Origin of the sequence: Bradyrhizobium sp. LTSP849 (assembly GCF_000938255.1) — a bacterium.
Taxonomy (GTDB): Bacteria; Pseudomonadota; Alphaproteobacteria; order Rhizobiales; family Xanthobacteraceae; genus Bradyrhizobium.
Genome location: NZ_JYMR01000010.1, coordinates 120,518 through 144,221, shown reverse-complemented (window position 1 = coordinate 144,221; position 23,704 = coordinate 120,518). Strand labels below are relative to the sequence as shown.

Below are 23,704 nucleotides of genomic sequence, written 5' to 3'. Positions count from 1 at the left end.
CGGTCACTCGCCAGCTTAGATAGAGCACGCCACCTGGGACAAGGATGGCCAGAAGCCTCGCGACCGCTGGCGCAATGGCTTCGGGCTCGAGATGCATGATGACGGTCTCGCAGAGAACGTTGGTGAAGCTTGCCTCCGGAATCCCATCAAGAGCCGGAAGGACTGCCCGTTTGAACTCGATCTGCGGATGGCGGCTTCGCGCTTCGGCCAGAAGTCCTTCAGACGCATCGAAGCCCACGGTCGGATAGCCTCGAGCTCCGAGCCAGGCGGCGTCACGACCGCTGCCGCAACCGACATCCGCAGTAGGACCGGGGATGAAAAACCGATCCACCACGTTGTGCATATCGATCGGTGCCGGCTGGGCGGCCCAATCGTCGGCGAAAGCCTTGGCATCCCGATTATAGGCGCTCAGTGTCGTGTCGTCCATTTTTGGCGGTCTCCTTCGTCGCCGGCCGTCGAACCTCACCTCGACTCGCCACCGGCGTTTGCCGGCACATCAAGCAACCTTCGCAGTAGATCAGTACACAGCAGCAGGTCCTCCTCGCTCCAGGATTCTACCCTCGTCCGGAACGCAGCGCCCTTGGCCTGCGTCGCGAGTTCCATCCGCCGACGGCCATCGGCGGTCAACGACAGGACGATGCTTCTACGATCGGAGGGGGCGGTCAACGTCGCAACCAACCCCAAGCGCACCAACTCGCGAGTGAGGCGGCTTGCCGCGCTGCGGTCCATGCCCATTGCCTCCGCTACGGCACTCGGCTTGGCGGGGCCGTACGACTTGAGCCAGAGCGCGATATGGAACGCGGCCGGTTGCAGCCCGGCGGAAAATGTTTCCGACGCCTGTGCCGTCAGAGCACGGGACTGGCTTACCAGCGCGTTCAGTACGGCACCCAGCCCCCGAATGCGCGCTTCTCGCCTGCCTCCATCTCGCGGAGCTTTGCTCGAATGCGAAATCATGATTCCACGCCTGCCTATGGGTTCTCTGCCAGATTAGTTGACAAATAGCCACTATCTTATATAGTAGATATATATCCACTAAAATAAGGAACGCCCATGTCGCCGCCTCGTCTCACCGCCGTGCTGACCGGCGGAACCAGCGGCATCGGCCAACGCACCGCGGTTGCGCTTGCGCAGAAAGGTGCAGATCTGGTTCTCACTGCCCGCAGCAAAACCAGGGCCGACTCCACAATAGAGATCATCGAACGCGCCGCCCCCGGAACAAAGGTCGATATACACTACGGTGATTTCCGCGATCTGGCCTCGGTTGCCGCACTCGGACGCGAGATCGCCTCACGCCATCCCCGGATCGACGCCCTGATCAACAATGCCGGGATTCATGCGTTCAAATCCCGCGTCACCAAGGACGGCTATCCGGAGATGGTCGCGGTCAATTATCTGGGGCCCTGGCTTTTCACGAATATCCTGCTTGAGACAGTTGTCAGGTCAGCGCCCTCACGCATCGTGACAGTCGCATCGGAAGCCTCCCGGCAAGGCGCCGGCTTTGACCCACTCGCCGCCCTCGTCGACAAACGCCAGTTCTCCGCTCAAGGCTCCTCGGTGATCTACGGTCAGACCAAGTTGTTGAATATCATGTTCTCGATGGAACTGGCGCACAGGCTGACGGGGACCGGAGTGGCGGTAAACTGCCTCTGTCCCGGATTCAACGTGACGGGTCTCGGGCGCGAACTTTGGTTCGCAGCACCCCTCGAGCGTTTATTGACCTGGCTGAAGGTCGGCAATCCCGAACGCGGCGCGGGCATCATCGTCAGCCTCGCCAGCGATCCCGCCTTCGCCGGTGTGACGGGTGGTTACTTTTCCGTCAGTGACGCGTCACGGCTCGCCCCTGTGGCGCCAGGCGACGATCCCCAGGCGCTGCAAGCACTTTGGCAGGCAACAGCGGAACGAGTTGCAGCGTTCTACCGGACGAGGTCGTCTAGAGACGCTCCCTTCATTCCAATGAATGAGATGCCCGGATAGAGCGCAAATGTCGATTCAACGAACGGCGCGATAGTCGGCACGCTGATGGCGGGTCTCAGCGGCAACACGAAAGGCTAACGGGCAGCAATGCGACCCGCCCTCGTCGATTTTACATCTGCGCAAATCTTCGCAAGCCTTGTGCTCGACCTGTCCTATTTTTAGGCCATCGTCGCCGATTCCCACCCGCGCGTTCAGTACCTCTTACCAAGACGTTCGGTTTTGATGAGCTCGCGCCCCAGTCGGTCCAGAGCAGTGCGGGGAATACGACAGCGTACCAAAAGACACGCGAAGCAGGCGATCGAAAAGCGTGCATCAGAACATGCAACGCAGCCCACTTGTCGGAATGAAATCTGACCCTCTCGCCAAGTCTTTGAAAAAGCTGGAGCGGGTGAAGGGAATCGAACCCTCGTATTCAGCTTGGAAGGCTGCTGCTCTACCATTGAGCTACACCCGCGTTACCGGCTCCCTAACACGGCCGGGCGGCGGTCTCAACTGCCCAGGATGCGGCTTTTGGGCGGCTTTCCGGCCTTGCTAACAGGCCAGGTTCCGACCGGCCGGCCTCCCCTTAACAGCGGCGGCCTTTCCGCCTATATTGAGCTCTTCCGAAACCAACGAAAGGAGGTGATCCAGTGTCTTTTACCAAGCGCTGTCACCTCGCTGGGATCGCCCGCTAAGCTTTGAAAAAGGCTTGGCATCGGGGCGCTCTCAGCCCTGGACCAGCGAGCAAGAAATCGGGCGCGACGGGGCTCTCCCCGCCGCGCCTTTTTCGTTGGCGACCGTCTTTGGCGTCAGGCGGGCGGCTCGCCCGCGAGCATCTCGCGGATCTTCTGCGACAGGTCCGCCTTCCGGTAGGGCTTCCTGAGCAGCGCCACGCCGGGATCGAGATGTCCCTCGTGGACGATGGTGTTGTCGGTGTAGCCGGAGGTGTAGAGCACCCACCCCCGGCCGACGCAACCGGACGGCTTCGGCCAATTCCCGCCCGTTCATGCCGCCGGGCATGATGATGTCGGTGAACAGGAGATCAAAGCTGGCACCCTGGTCGACCAGCGCGAGAGCGGCGGCGCCGTCGCTGGCGGTGAGCGTGCGATAGCCGAGGCTGCCGAGCTGGGCGATGACATAGCCCTGCACCAGCGGATCATCCTCGACCACGAGAATCCTCTCGTGCCCGCGGGCCGCCACGGGCGCCTGCACCGGCGCGGTCCTGGCCAGCGCCTCGCCCGCCGATCGCGGCAGGAACAGCCAAATGGCGACATCCCGCCCCGAGCTGCCGGTCGCAGCCTCGAGCAATGCGGCGGTTGAGATTCTTCCTCAGCACGCGATGCGCGCAGCTACACGAGCGCCATCGCGATCTCGTGCCGAAGGTTGGAGAGGTGATCGAGCAGATGGAGCCGAGCGGCGAGTTGGCAACGCTGCGCGAGGCCCTCGTCAAGCAGGTCTTGAGCGTGCCATAACGCGGCCTGATCAGATCGCGCGAAGCCGCTCGCGCACCGCCACCGCGGCGATCAGCACGCCGACACACCAGGTCATGGCTGCCCGGTGAGGCTCGCTGCCCAGCAGCACGGTGAAGATGCTCGCGAGCAGGCAGGGTGCGATCGCCTTGCTGGTCCGGCTCATCAGCGAGAGCAGGAACGGCAGCGCGGCGATCACTATTTGCAGGACGCTCATGGGCGTGCGCCGTTTCGCTCGGCGAGGCTCAGAAGCCGAAGACGCTGAGCGCAGACGGGCGTTTTCCACGGCAGCTCTCGACGATGCGCTCGCCGCCGTTCTCGACGGAGCTGCCGTAATAGCGGTGATGGCCCGCCTGGTCGTGCAAATCGGCAGGCTCCGACTTCCCGGCCCGCCGTGCGTCGCAGATGATCTTGATGGTCTGACCCGACATTGCCGCCTCCGATTGCCTTTACGTGTTCTTCGTGGCCATCAGTCGCCTCGGCTTTGGGCGCCGTTCACCCTTCGGGGCGGCAATCGGGTTTCAGGATGGTTTCGTCGCAATCTCCACGACGAAATATTTTAGTCTCAGGGATTGTCGGATTCGGCGGCGGTGATACGTCCTTCGGATTGCGAGCTCCAAAACAAACGAGGTGACGATGCTTTACGCCATCCTGGCCTACCACGTGGAAGACGAGATTTTGTCCTGGACGCCGGAGGCTGACGCCGCGGTCGTGGCCAAAGTCATCGAGGTTCAGGCGCCCCTGAGGGCAAGCGGGCACCTCGGGCCAGCCGCCCGCCTGGATGAGACCCGAACGGCCCGCACCTTGCGTGGCCCCGGCGCGGGCATCGTGTTGGACGGCCCGTTTGCCGAGACCAAGGAGCAGCTTCTCGGCTTCCACCTCGTCAACTACGACACTGATGACGAGGCGATCGCAGCAGCGCGGTTGCTGCGCCAGGTCAATCCGAGCGCGGTCTACGAAATCCGCCCGGTGAAGCTTTACGTGCCGGCCGACGGGTTTGGCGCGACAGCTTCGAAGGGATGACGGAGCCTAGCTGTTTGCGATCGGCGCACCGGCGACGCGACGGATCAGGAGCGCCCCAAACGCGAAGAGCCAGAGATACGAAGCGTATTGCGGCGCGATCCCTGCCACGATCGTGCCTGACACGAGGACCAGGATCGGGAACAGCGCGGCGACGAACTCACGCCGCCAGCCTCCCACGACGATCCACCATAGCCAGGCATTGAGACTGGCAATGGCCGTCAAATGCAGTCCGAAGAGCACAGCCACCGCGCTGCTCATCCCGTAATTGGCCTCGAGGCCGTTGGTGACCGGGAGAAGCACAATGGACAGCAGGAAGAACAGGTTCAGCATCACCACGCCGCGGCCGGCCTCGGGTTGACGCGCCAGCCGCTGGTGATGGCTCATCCAGAACACGCCGGCGATGATGAAGCTCAGCACCAGCCCGGTGACCCGGCCGGAATAGAGCTGGGCGAGATCGCTCCAGGTCGGCATCGCCTTGAATTCACCCGCCTTGGGCAGGTCGCTGGCAAGCAGCGTCATGGCCACGCCAAAGATGGTGTTGCTGAGCGACTCCAGCCGTCGCATCTCGAACAAATTGGGATCGGGAGCGGTCATAGCGCTGAACCGTTGGAGCTGGAACTCGGGCCGCCCCTTCCCCTAAATCCAAATAACTGCCTCGTCCAGCCGCATTGCGATTCGCAAGCAAATCGCCGAGTCTCGTCGTTTCATCGGGGCGATTCGTGACAACCTATCTGGACACGCTCAATGCGGAGCAGCGCCGCGCCGTCGAGCATGGCGTGGCCGACGGCGCGACCGTGGGCGGCCCCCTGCTCGTCATTGCCGGTGCAGGCTCCGGCAAGACCAACACGCTGGCCCATCGCGTCGCGCATCTGATCGTTGCCGGCACCGATCCGCGCCGCATCCTGCTGATGACGTTCTCGCGCCGCGCGGCGGCCGAGATGGCTGGCCGCGTGGAGCGGATCGCCCGCAAGGTGCTGGGCGAGAACAACGCTGCGATCATGCGCGATGCGCTGAGCTGGGCCGGCACCTTCCACGGCATCGGCGCGCGGCTGTTGCGCGAATATGCGGAGCGGATCGGCGTCGATCCCGCCTTCACCATCCACGACCGCGAGGATTCCGCCGACCTGATGAATCTGGTGCGGCACGAGCGCGGCCTGTCGAAGACCGAGAGCCGCTTTCCGGCCAAGGGCACGTGTCTGTCGATCTACTCGCGCTGCGTCAATGCCGAGATGGAGATCGAGAAGGTGCTCGGCCAGCATTATCCCTGGTGCGCCGGCTGGGCGGCCGAGCTGAAAGGCCTGTTCGCGGCTTACGTCGAGGCCAAGCAGGCCCAGCACGTGCTCGATTACGACGACCTCCTGCTCTACTGGTCGCAGATGATGAGCGATGCGCTGATCGCCGAAGAAATCGGCGGCCGCTTCGATCACGTTCTGGTCGACGAGTACCAGGACACCAACCGCCTGCAATCCTCCGTCCTGCTGGCGCTGAAGCCGGACGGCCGCGGCCTCACGGTCGTCGGCGACGACGCGCAGTCGATCTATTCGTTCCGCGCCGCCACCGTGCGCAACATCCTCGACTTCCCGCAGAGCTTCTCGCCCCGCGCGGACATAATCACGCTCGACCGCAATTACCGATCGACGCAACCGGTGCTGGCAGCGGCCAACGGCGTCATTGGGCTGGCCCGCGAGCGCTTTACCAAGAATCTCTGGACCGACCGTACCTCCGCGCAAAAACCGCAGCTCGTGACCGTGCATGACGAGGCCAACCAGGCGCGCTACATCGTCGAGCAGGTGCTGGCCAACCGCGAGCAAGGCGCGCTGTTGAAGCATCAGGCTGTGCTGTTCCGGACGTCCTCGCATTCAGGCCCGCTGGAGATCGAGCTGACCCGCCGCAATATCCCCTTCGTGAAATTCGGTGGGCTGAAATTCCTCGACGCGTCTCACGTCAAGGACGTGCTGGCGCTGCTGCGCTTCGCCGAAAACCCGCGCGACCGCGTCGCAGGTTTTCGCATCCTGCATCTCTTGCCCGGCATCGGCCCCGCGACCGCGCAGCGCGTGCTCGACCAGATGGCGGAGAGCACCGATCCCCTGCGCGCGCTCGGCGAGCTTCCGGTGCCGCCGCGCACCGGTGCCGATTGGACCGACTTCGTCCGCACGGTCGAAAATTTGCGCTATTCGGAGTGGCCGGCCGATCTCGAACGCGTGCGGCTCTGGTACGCGCCGCATCTTGATCGCATCCATGAGGATTCCGAGACGCGCCGCGCCGATCTGATGCAGCTCGAGCAGATCGCGAGCAGCTATACCTCGCGTGAGAAATTTTTGACCGAGCTCACGCTAGATCCACCGGATGCGACCAGCGACAAATCCGGGCCTCCCTTGCGCGACGAGGACTATTTGATCCTCTCCACCATCCACTCCGCCAAGGGGCAAGAGTGGAAATCGGTGTTCGTGCTCAACGTCGTAGATGGCTGCATGCCATCGGATCTCGGCGCCGGCACCAGCGCCGAGATCGAGGAGGAGCGCCGCCTGCTCTATGTCGCGATGACGCGCGCCAAGGACGACCTCCATCTCGTCGTGCCGCAGCGCTTCTTCACCCACGGCCAGGCCGCCAAGGGCGACCGTCACGTCTACGCCTCGCGCACCCGCTTCATCCCGGAGCAGCTGGTCTATCTGTTCGAGCGCACGGCATGGCCGAAGGCCGCCGCCGGCGCGGCCCGCACCGGAGCGCAAGGCCCGAAAGTCGATATCGGCGCGCGGATGCGCGGGATGTGGCGGTAGACCGAAAGGCCCGAGCTCAGAAATTGTAGTTCAGCCCGGCCCGAACCAGATCGATCGTGGTACTGGAATGGGCATTGAGAAAGCTCGGCGCGAACGGCGTGCCGGCATTGAGGCTGCCGACCACGGGATAGCTGGTGCTACCGAGATCGACGTGGAGATACTCGACCTTCAAGCTAATGTTCTGCGTAAAGCGTTTTTCACCGCCGATGCCGGCCGCCCAGCCGGTCGCGATACGCGACGAGCTGCCGGCGAAGCACGATGCAAATCCATAGAACGGACCGCACGCGAAGGCGTAGCCGAAATTGCCGATCGAATTCGACACGCCCGGCGGCAGTGACACGCTGGCCGATTCACCCACGCGGCCATACGCGAAGCCGCCGGTGGCGAAGAGCAGGAGATCCGGCGAGGCCAAAAACCCGATGCGTCCGCGAACCGTGCCGAACCAGTCAATGTTTCGGCTGACATCGAATGTCGCGGGCTGCGTCCCGAACAACGTGGTTGGCACCGACGCGCTGGATTTCAGGCTCGCTGCGGCGATATCGGCCTCGACGCCGACCACACCGCGGCCGGCGAACTGCCAGTCATAGCCGACCTGCCCGCCGCCAAGCCCGCCATTCGCATTGAGAGAGGCCGAGACGGGCGAAGCGACTGGCTGCCCGAACAATAGGCTCTGCGTGAGCGCATCGCCGGGAAGTGCGGTAACGCCGCCCCGTGCCCAGCCATAGCCTCCATTGAGCCCGACATGGAATCCCGTCCAGTTGATCTCGCCGGCGTCTGCGGACACGCATCCGCCGAGAACCAATAGCACCGCCGCAAGGGCCTTCTTCATACCGCGTCCTGTCAATGTCGCATCAGCCCGCGAGCAGGCGCGCGCGGCCAATCCGGGGAATCGAGGGCAATCCTAGAAGATGCCGCACGGAGGTCTCGGCGCTCCGTGCAGCCGGCACTGCAATTCCCGCAACAGCGCGGAAATGTTGCCCCTGTTGCGGACGCGTCACACGGACCGGAGCGCCGCGCCTTGTCTGCGCGGCGTCAGTTCGAACCGGGTTCGCGAGGCGCGCGACAAAGCTTCGGATTCCAGCGGGGATGATCCGTTTGACGACCGAACGCGCGACGCGTTTCCTGTTCAGCACCGACGATCTGCCACCCGATGACAGGCTTGCGATCTGGCTCGATGATTTCGGAAGCCACAACATGCGGCTCGAGATCGAATCCCGCGCACATGAATTGCTCAGGGATGGCAACAGCGGTTTGGTGTTCAGTTGGTTCAGGCAATCCGGCTATCGCATTCTTGGCGAAGATGGAGCAACGCCGCCGGACGCAGGCGACGGCATCCTGCTGCTGTACGCCGCAAGGGGCTCGTTCGCGATCGACGGCCGCACCCGGCTCACCAATGTCCGGCTGGATGGCGCGCTGGTTCGCAGCAAGATTCCTGATATCGACGCGCTGCTGCTGCGACAATTGCCTTCGGACGGCGTCGCGCTTCGCCTGCTCCAGGCCTATGTCGATGCACTTCTCGCAACCGGCATTCCAGCCGACCCCCTGCTCGCTCACGGCATCAATCACCATATCGTCGATCTGATCGCGGCCTCCTTGCGGCCGGGCGACGACAATTCCGAGCGCCCCGCGGCAGGCGGGATTTCCGCGGCGCGCCTTGCCGCAGCGAAGGCCGACATCCGCGCCCATCTCGGCGATCCAACATTGTCGGCGAAACACGTCGCGCAACGGCTGGGCTTGTCGGAACGATCGATCTACCTGCTGTTCGAGCGTAACGGCCTGAGCTTCGCCGCCTTTGTCACGGAAGAGCGGCTCCAGCGCGCCGTGACCATGCTTGTGAACCCCGGCGACAGGCAGCTTCGCATCGGCGACATCGCCTTTGCCGCGGGATTCGGCGACCTCTCGACATTCAACCGAAGCTTCCGTCGCCGCTATGGGCGAACGCCGTCCAGTCTGCGACGCCTTCGGTCAGGTCCACACGAGCCGGGTTGAAAACGGAAACCGAGCATTTCCGTGCGTGCCCTTGTGACACAGCAACCATCACTTAAGTCTCCCGCATTCCCACAGAGACCTGATCGATGACCGCACCGCTCGAATTCGGACTGGATACCTTTGGCGACGTCACCAAAGACGCGACCGGCGCGCTGCTCCCGCACGCGCAGGTGATCCGCAACGTCGTCGACGAGGCCGTGTTGGCCGACGAGCTGGGTCTCGACTTCATTGGCCTCGGCGAACACCACCGCGCCGATTTCGCTATCTCATCGCCTGAAACCGTACTGGCCGCGATCGCAGCGCGCACCAAGCGCATCCATCTCGGCTCGGCCGTGACAGTGCTGAGCTCTGACGATCCGATCCGCGTGTTCCAGCGTTTTGCCACGCTCGATGCGCTCTCGAACGGACGCGCCGAGGTGATCCTCGGCCGCGGCTCCTTCACCGAGTCGTTTCCGTTGTTCGGCTTCGATTTGCGGGCTTACGAGGCGCTGTTCGAGGAGAAGCTCGACCTGTTCACCGCACTCTTGTCGCAGAAGCCGGTGACGTGGGAAGGCAAGCTGCGTCCGCCGTTGAAAAACCAGCTCGTCTATCCCCCTGTCGAGAACGGACAGCTCAAGACCTGGATCGGCGTCGGCGGCAGCCCGCAATCGGTGGTGCGCGCTGCGCATTACGATCTGCCCTTGATGCTCGCGATCATCGGCGGCGATCCCACGCGCTTTGCGCCTTACGTCGATCTCTATCACCGCGCCTTCAAGGAATTCGGCCGGCCCGCAAGGCCGATCGGCGTGCACTCGCCCGGCTACGTCGCCGAGACCGACGAACAGGCGCGCGAAGAACTGTGGCCGGACTACAAGGCCATGCGCGACCGCATCGGCAAGGAGCGCGGCTGGCCGCCGATGGGCCGCGACGAATTCGTCAGCGAAGCCGAGCACGGCTCACTCTATGTCGGCTCGCCGGAGACGGTGGCGCGCAAGATCGCCGCGACCGCAAAGGCGCTAGGGATTGCGCGGTTTCAGTTGAAGTATTCGGGGGGACCGTTGCCGCACGAGAAGCTGATGCGCAGCATCGAGCTTTATGGGCGAAAGGTGGTGCCGATGGTGCGGGAGATGATGGGGTAGCCGGTTGAGACAGTCCGCCTACGCCCTGCGGGCTACGGCGCGACAGCCTTCGTTCGCTTCGCGCCACGACCAGCTGTGTCGGCTTGCCGAGCCGTAGCTCGCGAAGCGAGCGAAGGCTGGTGGGGGAGGCAGGACTCGAACCTGCGAAGCCATAAGGCGGCTGATTTACAGTCAGTTTGGGGGTAGGAAGTGGTGTGTACTGGGAAGCATTTTTGTTGCGTTTTCCCGCCCAAAAGCGAAAGGTGGCTGATTATCGGGAACTGGAAGGTAGTGGAAGGCATCCTCGATGCTTCCCATATGCTTCCCAATCCGTGGGGCCATCGTGAAATTCACCGAAGCTACCGTCAGATCATTTAAAGCGCCGGCCGGTAAAAAGGACCACATCGAGTTCGACGAATCCATGCCGGGGTTTGGGCTCCGCGTTCGCGGTAGTGGGCAGAAATACTACGTCGCCCAATACCGGGTTGGAAAGAAATCGGGAAGAACCACGCTGGGCAACGTGACCAAAGTCACCCTGTCCGACGCCAAGGCTCACGGCAAGCGCATCTTCGACATGGTCGCGGCTAAGATCAACCCTGCTACGCAACGCACCAAAGCGGCTGCCAAGGCGTCACAGACGTTCGATCGATACATTGATCCATTCCTAGCCGCGTTCAAAGGCGAATGGGCCACCAAGTACTACAACGACAACAAGCGCGCCTTGGAAGTCCACTTCAAAGGATTACACGGACTGCCTCTGGACGATATCGAGATTGAGAACGTAGCCGGCGAACTGGCCGGTATACGCAAGATCGGCACCACGACCATGAACCGTTCGCGGTCAGCCCTGTCGAAGTTTTTCAACTGGGCTATTGGTGAGGGGCTCTGCAAACACAACCCCGTCGACAAAACCAACAAGGCGCCCGAGGTTCAGCGCGATCGTGAATTGAGCAGCAGTGAACTGCAGCGTCTATGGCAGGCACTTGCCAGCGAGGTGTTTTCCGACGACGAGCGCGACGTAGTTAAGTTGATGATTTTGACCCTGCAGCGGGAGAACCAGATAGGCGATCTAAAGGCGGCCGAAATCAATTTCGCGGAGAGACGAGTTGAGTTTCCGAAGAAGCGCGTCAAGAATAAGAAGGGCGGAAAGCACATAATTCCCCTCGCCCCGCTCGCTCACGACATTCTGTTATCGCGCAAGCTAGATGACCGGAAGATGGTGTTTGGAAGGTGGGACACCGGCTTTGCTAACTACACGCATCTAAAAGAGAAGATTGATGACATTGTGAAGTTCAACGACCCATGGGTTTTCCATGATCTTCGCCGCACCGGCAAGACCACCATGTCGGAAGACCTCGATGTTATGGGCGAGGTTTCCGAGTCGATTCTGAATCACTCCAAGAAGGACATGGATCGGGTCTACAACAACGCAAACTACCTCCGGCAGAAGCTAGCGGCGCTTACGAAGTGGGAAGCGCACGTGTTGAAAATTGTTGGCACGGAGGCAAACGATTCCACCGGTCCTAAGATACAAAGTAATTTATGATTTGGTGCAGCCAATGGATGATAGCACCGGTCGCTTGCTTCGCTCCCTCACCAATCGACGTATCAATGAACCGATCCTGAACCCTTTTAAGAACGCTCAATCCGTGAGTTCTAACGTAGGAAAGAGATATCGTCCCGGCTGTCTTTAGCTTCTGCGATAGCATCCGCAGGTTATCGAGGACAAAGTTTCGTTCCTCGGCGTAGTCGATCGCGTATCCGTTACTCTGTTCGACAGCCGTGATTGTTTCGTCCAGAGCCGTAATCGCGGCCTGCAAAGCTTCATTATCTTTCTCCAATGGGATTGGCGACCACTCACGCTCTGGCTCTTCGAAATCAGACGGCCTCATGCCAAGCTTGATGTACTCACGGTACACTGCATCTAGGGCCTGATACGTCCAACGTCCCGGATCACCGCTGAACGCAGCGTTCTCAAATGGACTTTCGGTGCGGCACAAATCGTTCCACTGGCTGTCGAACGTGTCTCCCTTTATGTAAACGGGGGGCCCAAAAGGGTCCGTGAACGAGCTGATCATGTCGCGACCAACCAACCAAGCAATTGCACTGTTCCAGATCGGGAAGTCATCGACCAAACAATAGGAGCCCTCCGACGGGCCGTCCTCCTCATGAACCATGAACTCATTCATGATCGACTGACGAGTTTGAGCGCTGTCGTGTTTCGAGAATCGCAACGCGATCGCTAGCGCATAGTACTTCGGCGCCAGCTTGATGAACTCTGCTTTATCCATAGTCACCCCCTGCCCAACCCGGCCCGCAGCGCCCGGCATTTTAAGCGCTGCGTCACTGCCGCAATTGCGCGGCGTCACCACCAACCTGAAAAGTATAATGAACAACAAACCTATTTTTGTCTCTACCCTTTCCACGCAGTTCAAAGTCACCGCGAAATGGCGTGACAACAACGCCAAGAGATTTGCGCACGATATCCGCAACGCGGATGCAGCAAAGCGACTCCTAGAATTGGAGTCAGCGATTCGCGTCTCGGATGACGAGTGGACGCGTTTTGCACCCCTAGTTCAGGACGACGCAGCGTGCCTGTCCGCGATAAGCGAGACAAATCGACTCGTCGGATTCAAGGAGAAGCCCTCCGACTTCACGGCGTGGCTTGAGAGCCTACACTGCAGCCTGACCCGCCGTTGATCGGGGTGCAGCGTATGATGCCGTCTCAGATTACTCCCGCTCTCGCGCTCCAACCTGCCGCTGCTCGCCTTCATCAAAACGGTGAAGTGGCCGCGCGAACAATTCTCGGACAATGGAAAGGCCCCGCCCTCGCTGACGCCTGCGTCGCCGCTCTGCAACTTGGCATGCTCAACGCCGGCAATCTGCTGGCCTACCACAGGTGCAGACACTTACTGGAAGTGAATCTGGACCTTCACAAGGTGAATGAAGACCGATGGCCAGAGGTCTTGAGCGTATTCCATCAGGGCCGAGACACTCTCATCACGAGAAGTGAAGTTTGGTCGAGCTACGTTCCAAAACCCGCCAACGACAACGATCGATTCCAAGTCACGTGGTTCGATGATGTGAACAAGTCGCCTGCAAAAGAGGAAATCGTAAAGGGCGTTATCGGTGCTGGCGAGTTCTCGCTATGGGTCGCAAAGCCCGGGACCGCGAAGAGCGTATTGCTGTGTGACATTGGCTGCCACATCGCGGCAGGCAAAGAATGGCATGGCAGAGCGGTAAAACAAGGGCTGGTAGTTTTCTTTGCCGCAGAGCGTAAGGCTCTGACCGAACGGCGCGTTGCGGCGTGGCGGAAGATGCATGGCATGATCAACATCCCGTTTGCCGTTGTGGGTGGCAGGCTGGATTTGACGGCGGGACTTGTTGACGCCAAGGCGCTATCCGCCGCCATCAAACAGTGCGAGGTAAAGAGTGGCCTGCCCTGTAGTCTCGTGATCCTGGACACGGTCACGCGTACGTTCGGCGCTGGCGACCAAAACAGTTCGAAGGACATGCAACGGTTCATTCAATCGGCCGATGAACTAACGCGAGCCACGGGCTCTCACGTTGCCGCTATTCACCATTCCGGTTGGGTTGGTGACCGCGGCAAGGGCGCTGTTGATCTTGATGGCGCTGTCGACGTTTCGTACGGGGTCAGTGTTGTCGGTAAGGGGCTGGCCAAGGTGTTCAAGCTTGAATGCACCGGGGCGAATGACGGCGACGAGGGTGACATAACCTCGTTCCGGCTGGACTCCGTCGAACTTGGCAAGGACGCGGATGGCAACGTGACGAATGCTCCCGTGGTGGTGCAGGTTGATGGCGCGAAGCACGACGGGTCAAACCTCAAGGGCAACACAGGCAAGGCTCTGGATGCGTTGGAGCGGGCCATAGAGAAGGACGGTGAAACCCCGCCAGACGGCGCACCGGGCTTTCCTGACGGCGTTGTAACGGCCAGCCGCGAACAATGGCGGGTGCGGTTCTACGCCGACGTGCGGGCTAAAGAGCCTGATATCAAGGAAGACGCTCTGAAGCGGCGCTTCAGTCGGGCTGTTCTCGACCTTACGACAGCAAAGGAAGTCGAAACGGTGGGGGAATGGTTCTGGCCAGCGGGACAAAATTGATTGTCCCCCGGGACATTTCCAATTGTCCCGGACCCTCCTAGCGGGACAACAGGGACACACACCTTAGTGTGTCCCGGTGTCCCGGTGGTTTTAGAGCAACAAACAGCCACCCAACAAATATGTCACATTCGGCATAATAGGTCTTGACAGACCAAATAAAGTCTGAAACCGACTTGCTTTCTGTACCGTTTTGTGGTTAGTAGCACTATTACTGCGGAGTCGGTATCGACCCGCGTTTGTCGGCCGCATTTTCGGTCACCGGGACAATCAAACCATAGGAGACGTCACTGCCTGCTGTTTGGCGGAGCGGCGATTTATTGCGACTCGACCCGACTAGCCAGAACGGCAGCGGGATATTTTTTGAGCATTGAATTGAAAGTAACATGGCAAGAACAATTTCAGATGTGGTCCGCGATGAGCGGCCGGCAGAGACAATTTTACAGCGCGATCATGACACGGGCGAATTAGTTGCGGCGCCAGCACCAAGGCAGAGGGACCATAACGTTGTCTCGCTGGACGGTAAGCTAACCAGCCCCCGCGTCAACTTTCGCCCTAACAAGCCCCTGCCTGTCGAGACCGTAGCAAATTTCTGCGACAACGGCCGACTTCCGCCTGTTGCAAACGATAATAGGCCGCTGCCGTATCCGCTAAAGGATATGGCGGATCGGCAAGAGCTAGGGGACAACGAGTACGAAAATCGAAGAAATTGGGAGAATGCCGAACTGTTCAGAATCCATCTCGCCCTTGCGCTGGGCGAGCCGCTTTGTCCGTTCACGGAAGACCCAACAGCAAAGACCCCACATGCTCGTTTTATTCATGCCCGTCAGGTAGTCGCCCTCGCGGAGGATTATCTGTGCGATGGGTTCAGAGTGCTGAAGCGCGTCTTGGTGGACTACTGGACCGCACAAATGGTCGGTTCCGAATCAGGCCGCCACAATACCCGTGCACCGGCAAGCGCGTCTGGCCAAGCCATGATCCTAGCGGCGCTGCGTCAACTTACAAGGTTCTACGAGAAGCTAGATAGGATTGAACGAACCGGCGAGTCTCCTCGATTTGTCATGCCCATGGTTGGAACGTTTGCGATCACACGTCCGGCCGTGCCTCATCCACAACGTGGAAAGTCTTACCTAAATCAAGCCCCCGGGCCGGTGAGACTAGCTGAACCTTGGGTGTCGACACCCCACACCGCCTAGCGTGGTACACTGAAAGTATGGATTGGCGTTTCGACGCTTTCCTACTTTCAATTCTCAAAACTACCTTCAGCAGCGCACCGCCTCCCCCTTCTCGGCGGTCGCGCTGCTTTTTTTTGAACTAACGAACTGCGATTTTAGAAAATGGATTTTCCCTCATGACGGGCACCGTTCCCGATCTGGTACGCGCGACGCATGAGCGAAGCAAGCTACCAGCCACCTATACCAACCAGCGAGCCCGCGAGATTCAAAACGCTGGGCTGCTTCCGCTCGCCAAGGGTTCGGCTTACGCCCGCGCTCGCCCCTGCGATTTGGTAAACCTTGTCCTGGCCCTTTCCGCGGACAAAGTCCGGCACGCCCCAGCCACCGTAAATCGATATTCCGGCCTACGAAGGTTGGTCGAAGCCGAACACATCCGGGCCGGCGCCGCGCTTGAAGCATGGGTTACCAAGATTTGGGCCGGTGATCGCGACGAAGCTGACAAGACGCTTCGCATTGTTCAGACGTGGCAAGAAATTGTTTTCGAGGATCGCGACGGTCACACGGAACATTTTTACTCAGCCGATACACTGATGGAGCTGCACGCCGTAATGGACGTGCGGCGTTCAATCGAGATTCCTGGCCGCGTGATTGCACAGATCGGTGCGGACTTGGGAATTCGAGGCTGCCAGTATGCAGTTTAACCCGCTCAAGTGGTTCCAGACAAAGTCAGATACCTACGACCTGAACAACCCGCTGCTAGCCGCACTGTTTGGCGGTGGTCCGACACTGTCCGGTGTCAACGTTGGTCCGGAAACAGCTTTGAAGGTTCCTGCCGTGAACGCCGCGGTTCGCGTGATCGCGGAGTCAGTTGCTGCGCTCCCGCTGCACCTTTACAGCCGCAAGGGCGACACCAAGGAACGCGATACCGCTAATCCGCTCTACTCGTTGATTCACGACCAGCCGAACGCTTGGACTTCGTCATTCGAGTTCCGCAAGCAGGCTCAGGTTGACGTTCTCTTGCACGGCCATGCGTTCGGCTTCGTCAATAAGGTCGGTGGTGAACCCAAGGAAATCCTGCGGCTGGCGCCTTCGTCGACAACGGTGAAGATTGATCCATCAAGCGGCGAGCCGACATACGAGGTAACACAGACAACCGGCGGCAAGCGACCGTACGGCTACGATCAGATCATTCACATTCAGGCTTTGAACGGTGTTGCTCCGATCGTGCACGCCCGCGAGGCGATCGCCCTGGCATCTGCCCTTGAGGCCCACGCTGCGAAGCTGATGGGCAACTCAGCCCGGCCCGGTGGAATCCTGAAGTTCAAGGGCGCCAAGCTAAACGAGGTTCAGCTACAGCGGATTAAAGCGCAATGGCAAGCCAGCCATAACGCGGGCACGTCCGGTGGAACGGCAATCTTCGACAGTGAGACTGACTTTCAGCCTCTCACGTTCAACAGCGTTGACATGCAGTTTTTGGAGCTACGCAAGTTCCAGATTGAAGAAATCAGCCGCGCTTTCCGTGTGCCACCGCATCTGCTTTCGGAGCTGGGCCGCGCGACATGGTCTAACACCGTGGACATGAACCAGTCGTTCTTGGATTACTGTCTGATTGGCTGGTTGGAGCAATGGCAGGGCGCACTAGAACGAGCACTGCTGACGCCGGAGCAACGCTCTACATCGTATATTGAGTTCGATACCGGGGCACTTACCCGGGCCAACCTAACGGCCCGTACCGAGAGCTACAGCAAGGCTGTAGGCGGCCCTTGGATGACGGCAAATGAAGCCCGTGCCCTTGAGAACCGCCCACCGATCGAAGGCGGCAACGTCCTGAACGATCCACCCGGCACGGCTGTACCGGCAAACGACAATGTAAAACCAAAGGATGCTGTAGCAGCATGACCACCACCAAGGAAACAGGCAATTGTTTCGAGTTCGACGTTAAGGCGATTGCCGAAGACGGGACGTTTACCGGCTACGCCAGCCTGTTCGGTGTAACCGATCTTGGCGGTGACTCTGTTCAGCCCGGCGCGTTCACCAAATCGTTGAAAGCGAAGCCGGCCGCCAAAGTGAAAATGCTACGTGGCCACGACAGTTCGGAGCCCATCGGCATTTGGACATCGATTGTCGAAGACTCGCGCGGCCTCAAAGCGACCGGCCATCTGATTTTGGAAACGGTGAAGGGGCGCGAGACTTACGCTCTCCTCAAGGCTGGCGCTCTCGATGGACTATCTATCGGCTACAGGACCAAGAAAGAAAGCTTCGATCAAACGAAGAAGGTTCGCCTGCTGAGCGAACTTGAGCTTCACGAAATCAGCGTCGTCACTTTCCCGATGCTTCCAACTGCCACCATTTCACGCGTCAAGAGTACGGATTTTTCCCGCCTCGTGGCCGCTATCAACCGTGCCACTGCGGCACTTCACTAGGAACTACAATTTTGAATACCAATCTATTGCGACTTGAGACCAAGGCCGAAGACGACAGCAACGATATCGAGGCAGCAATCGCTAAGCTGAACGCCGCCTTCGATACCAAGATGACCGCCTTCACAGGCGAACTTAAGGCGGCAAATGACAACATCGCCGCTGAAAAGAAGCGGGCCGATGCTCTTGAACTGCGTCTGAACCGTCCGGGGGCGGCGGCGAACGATAACAAGGAACCGACCGCGGAGACCAAGGCGTTCGAAAAATTCATTCGGCGCGGCCCGGAAGCGATGGGCGAGGAAGTTAAGTCACTGCGGGTGTCTGACAACACCGCTGGCGGATACCTGGCCCCTGACCAGTTCAACACCGAACTTGATCGCAACGTCGTGCTGTTCTCACCCGTGCGGCAGGTTGCCCGTGTTCTTCCGACCGGCTCTCCCGCCGTTCTTTGGCCCAAGCGTACCGGTGGCATGACCGCATCGTGGGTTGGTGAGACAGGCCCGCGCACTGAGACTACTGTTACGTTCGGCCAGTCCCGCTATCCGGTTTTTGAACTTGCCGCGTACGTCGATGTCAGCAATTCGATGTTGGAAGACTCAAGCTTCGACGTTGCCTCACTTCTTAGTTTCGAATTCGGAGAGGAGTTCGGTTACGAAGAGGGTAAGGCGTTCGTCAATGGAGCCTCGGCCCTGCAGCCGTCCGGCTTCATGCAGGATAGCGGGATTGCGTTCACAGTCTCCGGTACTCCAACTGCGCTCACTGCGGACGGCCTGTTGGACCTCTACCACGCGGTAAAGACGCCTTATCGCGCTAATGCAGTATGGGGCATGAACTCCGCTACGCTCGGATATGTTCGCAAACTGAAAGATGGACAAGGAAATTATCTGCTTTCGCAGAGTGGCATTGCTAATGTGCCGATCACGACGATCCTTGGTCGACCCGTAATCGAAATGCCGGACATGCCTGATATCGGCGTCGCCGGGAATTTCCCAGTCATCTTCGGCGATTTCCAGCAGGGGTACCGCATCTTTGATCGCGTTAGCCTGAGTGTCCTCCGCGACCCGTATTCGCAGGCAACAAACGGTATGACCCGATTTCACGGCCGCCGCCGCGTTGCTGGTGGTGTCGGCAAGGTGGAAGCAATCCGCAAACTGAAGTGCTCCACCTAAGTGCTTCGCCGGGGATTCACTATCCCCGGCACATTTCCAGTTTATTTTTAGGATTTATACATGCGCGATAGCGCCAACAATTTGCATTTCAAGCCGGCGATTGCGCCGGTAGCTGCCCTTACCAACCTCAACACGCCCATCGTGTCGACCATTCTTGATACGTTCGGCTACGGCTCCGCAACACTCGCCCTTGTGACGGGCACTGAAACGGATACGAATGTAACCACCGTTGTGCTTCTGGAAGAGTCGAACGACTCCGGCATGGCCGGTGCGACCGCGGTTGCTGATATCGACCTTATCGGCACCGAACTACTCGCAGCCTTCCAGTTCGATGACGACAACGAGTGTCGTAAGCTGGGCTACGTCGGATCACGCCGGTATATCAGGGCCACTGTCACGCCGTCCGGCAATGACGCGGGCAACATCTTCCTTGCGGGCATGTGGGTGCAGGGCCATCCGGCGTCCGCCCCGACGCCGAACCCGCCGCAGTAATTCAGGGGAAGGGCAAAGGCTTGGATAGCCGGAGTCACCCGCCCCTGACCTGTTTAACCGGGTGGCTTGAATATCCATTGACACTAGCGGGTCTAAAATCCTCGCCTAGGGTCACGGCTAGTGCGTCATCCCCGCACTAGCCACCAATTCGGAAACGGGCTGGCCACGCACGGACGTAATGCGAGCCAGTCCGGTTCTAATACTCTCGCCTGCCGGGAGAGTCGTTAGGTCGTCGTAATCGCCAGTGTCGCCGGCTTCGGTCCCATACGACGGTGTCCCGCGTGATATGCCGGAATGCCGCCAATACCGACTTTTCTATCGCGCGATTGAAGTTGGCATTTCGATAGACATACTCGTCACCGAAATGCTGTTCGATGGCTATCGCTGCATCATGCTGACGAAGGCCATTTGGCTCGCGCCTTTCTAACTCAGCTAGCATCCAGTCAGCCACTTCTGCAGGCGTCGCCATTTGTCATTCCCATCCCGATTAGCGGGTACTCAGTTAGACGAGTTTCATGAAACACGCACGCATCTGCCCCTGCGGCTTTAGGGTGTCAGGTGGCACGCTGTGCGCCTGCCAGAGGCGAAGGCAAGCTGCACGCCCCAGCGCGAGCGCCAGAGGCTACGGCACGGACTGGCAGGCTCTGCGTCGCTCTACGCCGCACACGCCCTGTACGTCCTGCGCTAGCCCGTGGAGGCCCGGCTATCACCTTGACCACAAGGTGGCCCGTAACGCGGGTGGCACCGATGATGCCGCCAACCTGCATTGGCTCTGCCATCGCTGCCACTCAAGGAAGACAGCGAAACAGGATGGTGGCTTCGGTCACCCCCGGGAGTGCCACGTAAACTTTGCTTAACGGGAGCATAGACCGCATGGGTCTCAAGTTCGGTATTTCGCCGAATTGGAGATTTTAGGCTGACCCCGTCAGCGGCTTTCACGATTGCAGCATCTCTTCGACCCACGTCTGAAGTTGATGCAGCCTGTCGGATGTAAGCGCCCTTAGTGCAGAGTAATAAACGAGTGGATGCCCAGTACCGCCGACCCAATCTTCTGCGCTTCGCTCTGCCTCCGCCTCTGCAAAGGCACGCCACGCTTGCTGGACTTGCCGGATCGTTTCGCTCTGTGAGCCCTTCGCAACTTCATTGATCAGTTTCTCAAGCTCTTGATCAACGGCCCTACTTGCTTCCCGAGCCGCTCGATTCATGTCCTGTTGATTGACCGGGTAAAGTCCATGAAGCAGTTGGCTGAATCCCTCGTCTGCGGCGTTGATGAAAGTGTCGACAGCCTCAATCATTTCATCAATCTCGGCGACATCTAACGGCTGCTCCTCGGGGAACTCATGAACTAAGATATGTCTCACCTCGAATAGTCGTGCGATCACTCGTTTCAGTTTTATGATGTCGGTGACGATCCTGTCATCGCCAAGGGGATCGTGATCGAACATCAGTCTAGGCTGCACTTTCGCAAGCCACTGAAAGAAGTCTGTGCCGATCAGAGTCGAAAAAATCGCATTGATTGTTGCGATCTCAGAAAGCGCTACGTTGTGAGACAGCAGAAATCCTACGCTCATCTTCTGGCCTTGAAGGCTGCGTATTAGAGGCAGGTCGTATTTGATGTTAACTTTTAGATCGATCGCGCGCTCATCGTATGGCAGACCGTGGTCAATCAGCTTCTGTATCCAGTACCGACAAAACACTTCAGTCAACGTGACGAGTCGTGCTGGCAGGAGACTTGCGAACAGGTCTCTTGGGTTGACGCACGCCTCCCATGCTTCCCGAAGTTGGCGGACAGAATCTTGGTCTGGAAATCGACCGCCTCTTCGGCCCCTTCGCTGCTTGAGAGCCATCAGATCGTCGATGCTTTGTCGAGCCACGTTTCCCCCAATCAACCACGGCGCTCATCAGAAAGACCAGCAACATGCGAGGCCGTAAGCCTACCATAACCGTCCTGCCCGGCGCACTCGATAAATCTCCACCAGCCCCTACGTGGCTGCCGAAGTTCGCCAAGAAAGAATGGGCACGCGTCGTGCCGGCATTGGTGAAGGCCCGTAGCCTCGCATCACACGAATTATCGACCGTCGAGTCCTATTGCATTGCGGTGGCACGCATCCGCGAATGCGAAGCGGTAATCCAGAAACACGGCCTGACATTCATCAGCCCAACCGGCGAGTCCAAGCGACGACCGGAAACCACAATCCATAAAGAGAATATCGAGGCCGCACGACGGCTCGCGGCCGAATGCGGGATCACGCCTGCCAGCCGGTCAAAGAACAAGGGCGGCGCTACCGACGATGACAACGAAGACGAATTTGGAGTGGATATTTAACGACAGCCCACTGCCCGACCCTCACGGCTACGGCGAGCGCGCCGTGAAGTTTATCAGGGCTCTCCGCCATCCGAAAAGCGATCAGCCTAGGAAGGCTTTCCAGCTTGATCCGTGGCAGGAACGGATTGTACGTCGCATCTACGGCGATACGCTCCCGAACAAACAGCGCCGCATCAAAACAGTTTTCATGCTGATCGGCCGCGGCAATCGGAAGACGACCCTCGCCGCCGCAATCGAGTTGCTACACACCGTTGGGCCGGAGCGCGTTCCGCAAGGGCTTGCCGTCTCCATCGCCAACGACAGAGATCAGGCCCGGCTCACCCTGGACGAAATGGCCGGTATGATTGCCGTCCACCCCCGATTGGTAGAGGCAACCCGGGTTCAGTCGACTAACAACAGGATTACTCACGAGAAGTCCGGTGCCCAGTACCGAGCCATGTCGGCAGATGCTGCGACCGCGCATGGCCGAACTCCAAACTTTGCGTTCGTCGACGAACTACACGAGTTCCGGAAAGGCGATTTGTACTATGCGATTACGTCGGGTCTGAACAAGACCCCCGGCTCGCTTCTGTTCATCGCCACAACTGCAGGCGTTGGGCAGACCACAATAGCTTGGGACTTGTACGAATACGCGAAACGGGTTGCGGATGGTTCTGTAGTCGACGACTCGTTCCTGCCGATTCTGTTTCAGGCCGATGCCGATGCAGATTGGCGGGACGAACAGGTGTGGCGGGATACGAATCCTGGCCTCGCCCATGGCTATCCGGATATCGACGGTCTACGGAAGTTCGTTCGTGAGTCAGAGCACCGGCCCGCACAGCGTGAGGTGTTCAAGCGGCTGCATCTTGGCATGTGGTTGGATGGCGCAGCAGAGCCGGCATTCGATCTTGCCGTTTGGGACGAAGGTAAAGCGCCCTTCAATCTAGTAGACCTTGAAGGATGCAAAGTGTGGATTGGCGTCGACCTGTCAAAAGTGACGGACTTATGCGCGGTATCCGCAACGATCGAAATGCCCGCACCGGCCAATGACAATACCTATGCCCTTCACGTTCGGTCATTCGCGCCAGAAGAAGGCATTCGTAAGCGTTCCGACGTGGATCACGTGCCGTACGTTCTGTGGCGGGATCAGGGATATTTGACTGCTACCCCCGGCGACACGGTAGACCTTGCCATTGTTGAAGCAGCGATACGCGAGATGTGCGAGCTATTCGACGTTCAAGAAATCGCCTTCGATCGATGGTCGGCACGGCAGATGATGGACTCGCTTGCGGAAGACGGCCTGCCGGTGTGTGAATTTCCGCAAAACCTTGCTACGTTTGCGGCGCCTGTGATCGAGTTCGAAAAAGCTCTATTCGAACGACGGCTTGTGCACGGCGGTAATCCCATCTTGCGGTGGGCAGTCGGCAACCTCGTGTTCATGGAAGACGCTAGCGGCAACCGTCGACCTCACAAGGCAAAATCTATCGACCGCATCGATCCGGCTGTGGCTGCGATCATGTCGACCGGCCGCGCGGCAGCAAACGCTAGCGTGTCGAGTTCATACGTAAATGAAGAATGGGCGAACGGATTGGCGTTTGCGTAACAAACGTTGTCTAGGGAGACGCGTCACCTTCGCCCAGTCACGGGGCGCCTGATGAACCTTGCCAAGATCAACCATAGGTCGCTAACCTGACCCTGAATGTTGCCGTTTGGGGAG

At 59.5% G+C, this 23,704-nt stretch carries 26 protein-coding genes, 1 tRNA gene and 2 pseudogenes; 18 read left to right on the top strand and 11 right to left on the bottom strand.

Annotation, left to right across the window (positions count from 1 at the left end; all coding sequences use genetic code 11):
• A partial coding sequence (locus UB31_RS08705; protein WP_045010574.1) for a class I SAM-dependent methyltransferase occupies positions 1 to 427 on the bottom strand: 427 nt, incomplete at its 3' end.
• A gap of 35 nt (positions 428 to 462) precedes the next feature.
• On the bottom strand, positions 463 to 954 hold the full coding sequence (locus UB31_RS08700; protein WP_045010573.1) for a MarR family winged helix-turn-helix transcriptional regulator: 492 nt from the start codon (positions 952 to 954) through the stop codon (positions 463 to 465).
• A 120-nt stretch (positions 955 to 1,074) separates the two neighbouring features.
• Here UB31_RS08700 and UB31_RS08695 point away from each other — a divergent pair, with 120 nt between their 5' ends.
• Positions 1,075 to 1,974 carry an SDR family NAD(P)-dependent oxidoreductase gene (locus UB31_RS08695; RefSeq protein ID WP_197090789.1) on the top strand — a complete coding sequence of 300 codons (900 nt, stop codon included), beginning with the start codon at positions 1,075 to 1,077 and terminating at the stop codon, positions 1,972 to 1,974.
• Positions 1,975 to 2,354: 380 nt separating this feature from the next.
• Here the strand turns inward: UB31_RS08695 and UB31_RS08690 are convergent.
• A tRNA-Gly gene (locus tag UB31_RS08690) sits at positions 2,355 to 2,428 on the bottom strand.
• A 334-nt stretch (positions 2,429 to 2,762) separates the two neighbouring features.
• Positions 2,763 to 3,216 (bottom strand): annotated as a pseudogene (locus UB31_RS42805) (response regulator); the annotation flags it as partial.
• 86 nt (positions 3,217 to 3,302) lie between these two features.
• On the opposite strand from UB31_RS42805, the pseudogene UB31_RS41280 reads away from it, so the two are divergent.
• Positions 3,303 to 3,425, top strand: a pseudogene (locus UB31_RS41280) (substrate-binding periplasmic protein); the annotation flags it as partial.
• A 10-nt stretch (positions 3,426 to 3,435) separates the two neighbouring features.
• Here the strand turns inward: UB31_RS41280 and UB31_RS08680 are convergent.
• Positions 3,436 to 3,639: a hypothetical protein gene (locus UB31_RS08680; protein WP_045010571.1), complete on the bottom strand. Its 204-nt coding sequence runs from the start codon at positions 3,637 to 3,639 to the stop codon at positions 3,436 to 3,438.
• Between the two features lie 28 nt (positions 3,640 to 3,667).
• Positions 3,668 to 3,853, bottom strand: coding sequence for a hypothetical protein (locus UB31_RS08675; RefSeq protein WP_045010570.1), 186 nt, complete (start codon positions 3,851 to 3,853; stop codon positions 3,668 to 3,670).
• Positions 3,854 to 4,058: 205 nt separating this feature from the next.
• On the opposite strand from UB31_RS08675, the gene UB31_RS08670 reads away from it, so the two are divergent.
• Positions 4,059 to 4,445 carry a YciI family protein gene (locus UB31_RS08670; RefSeq protein WP_045010569.1) on the top strand — a complete coding sequence of 129 codons (387 nt, stop codon included), beginning with the start codon at positions 4,059 to 4,061 and terminating at the stop codon, positions 4,443 to 4,445.
• Between the two features lie 6 nt (positions 4,446 to 4,451).
• On the opposite strand, the gene UB31_RS08665 is transcribed toward UB31_RS08670, so the two are convergent.
• Positions 4,452 to 5,039: a TMEM175 family protein gene (locus UB31_RS08665; RefSeq protein ID WP_045010568.1), complete on the bottom strand. Its 588-nt coding sequence runs from the start codon at positions 5,037 to 5,039 to the stop codon at positions 4,452 to 4,454.
• Positions 5,040 to 5,164: 125 nt separating this feature from the next.
• Here UB31_RS08665 and UB31_RS08660 point away from each other — a divergent pair, with 125 nt between their 5' ends.
• On the top strand, positions 5,165 to 7,222 hold the full coding sequence (locus UB31_RS08660; protein ID WP_045010567.1) for an ATP-dependent helicase: 2,058 nt from the start codon (positions 5,165 to 5,167) through the stop codon (positions 7,220 to 7,222).
• Positions 7,223 to 7,238: 16 nt separating this feature from the next.
• Here UB31_RS08660 and UB31_RS08655 read toward each other — a convergent pair whose 3' ends face one another.
• The gene (locus tag UB31_RS08655) at positions 7,239 to 8,051 is read right to left on the bottom strand and encodes an outer membrane protein (RefSeq protein ID WP_050044740.1); all 813 of its coding nucleotides are present in this window, start codon (positions 8,049 to 8,051) and stop codon (positions 7,239 to 7,241) included.
• A 257-nt stretch (positions 8,052 to 8,308) separates the two neighbouring features.
• Between UB31_RS08655 and UB31_RS39840 the strand changes: the two genes are divergently transcribed.
• The 3 genes from UB31_RS39840 to UB31_RS08640 all read left to right on the top strand — a co-directional run bounded on the left by UB31_RS39840 (position 8,309) and on the right by UB31_RS08640 (position 11,854).
• Positions 8,309 to 9,211 carry an AraC family transcriptional regulator gene (locus UB31_RS39840; RefSeq protein WP_050044739.1) on the top strand — a complete coding sequence of 301 codons (903 nt, stop codon included), beginning with the start codon at positions 8,309 to 8,311 and terminating at the stop codon, positions 9,209 to 9,211.
• Between the two features lie 86 nt (positions 9,212 to 9,297).
• Positions 9,298 to 10,329 carry an LLM class flavin-dependent oxidoreductase gene (locus UB31_RS08645; protein ID WP_045010566.1) on the top strand — a complete coding sequence of 344 codons (1,032 nt, stop codon included), beginning with the start codon at positions 9,298 to 9,300 and terminating at the stop codon, positions 10,327 to 10,329.
• A gap of 322 nt (positions 10,330 to 10,651) precedes the next feature.
• Positions 10,652 to 11,854, top strand: coding sequence for a tyrosine-type recombinase/integrase (locus UB31_RS08640; RefSeq protein ID WP_197090788.1), 1,203 nt, complete (start codon positions 10,652 to 10,654; stop codon positions 11,852 to 11,854).
• Here the strand turns inward: UB31_RS08640 and UB31_RS08635 are convergent.
• Positions 11,832 to 12,599, bottom strand: coding sequence for a hypothetical protein (locus tag UB31_RS08635; protein WP_156175249.1), 768 nt, complete (start codon positions 12,597 to 12,599; stop codon positions 11,832 to 11,834). The two genes, UB31_RS08640 and UB31_RS08635, sit on opposite strands and share 23 nt — an antisense overlap.
• Positions 12,600 to 12,696: 97 nt before the next feature.
• On the opposite strand from UB31_RS08635, the gene UB31_RS08630 reads away from it, so the two are divergent.
• The 8 genes from UB31_RS08630 to UB31_RS08600 all read left to right on the top strand — a co-directional run bounded on the left by UB31_RS08630 (position 12,697) and on the right by UB31_RS08600 (position 19,682).
• Positions 12,697 to 13,008 (top strand): hypothetical protein, encoded by a 312-nt coding sequence (locus tag UB31_RS08630; protein WP_045010563.1) that lies wholly within the window; start codon positions 12,697 to 12,699, stop codon positions 13,006 to 13,008.
• A 14-nt stretch (positions 13,009 to 13,022) separates the two neighbouring features.
• Positions 13,023 to 14,429: an AAA family ATPase gene (locus UB31_RS08625; protein WP_050044738.1), complete on the top strand. Its 1,407-nt coding sequence runs from the start codon at positions 13,023 to 13,025 to the stop codon at positions 14,427 to 14,429.
• Between the two features lie 383 nt (positions 14,430 to 14,812).
• Positions 14,813 to 15,622, top strand: coding sequence for a hypothetical protein (locus UB31_RS41275; RefSeq protein ID WP_156175248.1), 810 nt, complete (start codon positions 14,813 to 14,815; stop codon positions 15,620 to 15,622).
• A gap of 155 nt (positions 15,623 to 15,777) precedes the next feature.
• The gene (locus UB31_RS41270; RefSeq protein WP_156175247.1) at positions 15,778 to 16,302 is read left to right on the top strand and encodes a hypothetical protein; all 525 of its coding nucleotides are present in this window, start codon (positions 15,778 to 15,780) and stop codon (positions 16,300 to 16,302) included.
• Complete coding sequence (locus UB31_RS08615) at positions 16,292 to 17,500, top strand: phage portal protein (RefSeq protein WP_045010561.1); 1,209 nt, start codon at positions 16,292 to 16,294, stop codon at positions 17,498 to 17,500. Before UB31_RS41270 ends, UB31_RS08615 begins: the two co-directional genes overlap by 11 nt.
• Complete coding sequence (locus UB31_RS08610) at positions 17,497 to 18,024, top strand: HK97 family phage prohead protease (RefSeq protein ID WP_045010560.1); 528 nt, start codon at positions 17,497 to 17,499, stop codon at positions 18,022 to 18,024. The genes UB31_RS08615 and UB31_RS08610 overlap by 4 nt, the downstream gene beginning before the upstream one ends.
• Before the next feature lie 11 nt (positions 18,025 to 18,035).
• Positions 18,036 to 19,190 (top strand): phage major capsid protein, encoded by a 1,155-nt coding sequence (locus UB31_RS08605; protein WP_245305964.1) that lies wholly within the window; start codon positions 18,036 to 18,038, stop codon positions 19,188 to 19,190.
• Positions 19,191 to 19,250: 60 nt separating this feature from the next.
• On the top strand, positions 19,251 to 19,682 hold the full coding sequence (locus UB31_RS08600; RefSeq protein WP_045010558.1) for a hypothetical protein: 432 nt from the start codon (positions 19,251 to 19,253) through the stop codon (positions 19,680 to 19,682).
• 196 nt (positions 19,683 to 19,878) lie between these two features.
• Here UB31_RS08600 and UB31_RS43010 read toward each other — a convergent pair whose 3' ends face one another.
• Positions 19,879 to 20,151: a DUF6953 family protein gene (locus tag UB31_RS43010; protein ID WP_502691250.1), complete on the bottom strand. Its 273-nt coding sequence runs from the start codon at positions 20,149 to 20,151 to the stop codon at positions 19,879 to 19,881.
• A 46-nt stretch (positions 20,152 to 20,197) separates the two neighbouring features.
• On the opposite strand from UB31_RS43010, the gene UB31_RS43005 reads away from it, so the two are divergent.
• Complete coding sequence (locus tag UB31_RS43005; protein ID WP_082078445.1) at positions 20,198 to 20,539, top strand: HNH endonuclease; 342 nt, start codon at positions 20,198 to 20,200, stop codon at positions 20,537 to 20,539.
• 78 nt (positions 20,540 to 20,617) lie between these two features.
• On the opposite strand, the gene UB31_RS08590 is transcribed toward UB31_RS43005, so the two are convergent.
• Positions 20,618 to 21,379 (bottom strand): lysozyme inhibitor LprI family protein, encoded by a 762-nt coding sequence (locus UB31_RS08590; RefSeq protein WP_245305965.1) that lies wholly within the window; start codon positions 21,377 to 21,379, stop codon positions 20,618 to 20,620.
• A 221-nt stretch (positions 21,380 to 21,600) separates the two neighbouring features.
• Here UB31_RS08590 and UB31_RS40055 point away from each other — a divergent pair, with 221 nt between their 5' ends.
• Positions 21,601 to 22,008: a phage terminase small subunit P27 family gene (locus UB31_RS40055; RefSeq protein ID WP_045010556.1), complete on the top strand. Its 408-nt coding sequence runs from the start codon at positions 21,601 to 21,603 to the stop codon at positions 22,006 to 22,008.
• Positions 21,974 to 23,590, top strand: a complete 1,617-nt coding sequence (locus tag UB31_RS08580; protein WP_045010555.1) for a terminase large subunit — start codon at positions 21,974 to 21,976, stop codon at positions 23,588 to 23,590. Before UB31_RS40055 ends, UB31_RS08580 begins: the two co-directional genes overlap by 35 nt.
• The last annotated feature ends 114 nt before the right edge of the window (positions 23,591 to 23,704 follow it).

Coding starts and splice junctions, on each gene's coding strand:
- UB31_RS08700 (WP_045010573.1), bottom strand. CDS start 954: ATGATTTCGCATTCGAGCAAAGCTCCGCGAGATGGAGGCAGGCGAGAA.
- UB31_RS08680 (WP_045010571.1), bottom strand. CDS start 3,639: ATGAGCGTCCTGCAAATAGTGATCGCCGCGCTGCCGTTCCTGCTCTCG.
- UB31_RS08675 (WP_045010570.1), bottom strand. CDS start 3,853: ATGTCGGGTCAGACCATCAAGATCATCTGCGACGCACGGCGGGCCGGG.
- UB31_RS08670 (WP_045010569.1), top strand. CDS start 4,059: ATGCTTTACGCCATCCTGGCCTACCACGTGGAAGACGAGATTTTGTCC.
- UB31_RS08665 (WP_045010568.1), bottom strand. CDS start 5,039: ATGACCGCTCCCGATCCCAATTTGTTCGAGATGCGACGGCTGGAGTCG.
- UB31_RS08655 (WP_050044740.1), bottom strand. CDS start 8,051: ATGAAGAAGGCCCTTGCGGCGGTGCTATTGGTTCTCGGCGGATGCGTG.
- UB31_RS39840 (WP_050044739.1), top strand. CDS start 8,309: ATGATCCGTTTGACGACCGAACGCGCGACGCGTTTCCTGTTCAGCACC.
- UB31_RS08645 (WP_045010566.1), top strand. CDS start 9,298: ATGACCGCACCGCTCGAATTCGGACTGGATACCTTTGGCGACGTCACC.
- UB31_RS08635 (WP_156175249.1), bottom strand. CDS start 12,599: ATGGATAAAGCAGAGTTCATCAAGCTGGCGCCGAAGTACTATGCGCTA.
- UB31_RS08630 (WP_045010563.1), top strand. CDS start 12,697: ATGAACAACAAACCTATTTTTGTCTCTACCCTTTCCACGCAGTTCAAA.
- UB31_RS08625 (WP_050044738.1), top strand. CDS start 13,023: ATGATGCCGTCTCAGATTACTCCCGCTCTCGCGCTCCAACCTGCCGCT.
- UB31_RS41275 (WP_156175248.1), top strand. CDS start 14,813: ATGGCAAGAACAATTTCAGATGTGGTCCGCGATGAGCGGCCGGCAGAG.
- UB31_RS41270 (WP_156175247.1), top strand. CDS start 15,778: ATGACGGGCACCGTTCCCGATCTGGTACGCGCGACGCATGAGCGAAGC.
- UB31_RS08615 (WP_045010561.1), top strand. CDS start 16,292: ATGCAGTTTAACCCGCTCAAGTGGTTCCAGACAAAGTCAGATACCTAC.
- UB31_RS08610 (WP_045010560.1), top strand. CDS start 17,497: ATGACCACCACCAAGGAAACAGGCAATTGTTTCGAGTTCGACGTTAAG.
- UB31_RS08600 (WP_045010558.1), top strand. CDS start 19,251: ATGCGCGATAGCGCCAACAATTTGCATTTCAAGCCGGCGATTGCGCCG.
- UB31_RS43010 (WP_502691250.1), bottom strand. CDS start 20,151: ATGGCGACGCCTGCAGAAGTGGCTGACTGGATGCTAGCTGAGTTAGAA.
- UB31_RS43005 (WP_082078445.1), top strand. CDS start 20,198: ATGAAACACGCACGCATCTGCCCCTGCGGCTTTAGGGTGTCAGGTGGC.
- UB31_RS40055 (WP_045010556.1), top strand. CDS start 21,601: ATGCGAGGCCGTAAGCCTACCATAACCGTCCTGCCCGGCGCACTCGAT.
- UB31_RS08580 (WP_045010555.1), top strand. CDS start 21,974: ATGACAACGAAGACGAATTTGGAGTGGATATTTAACGACAGCCCACTG.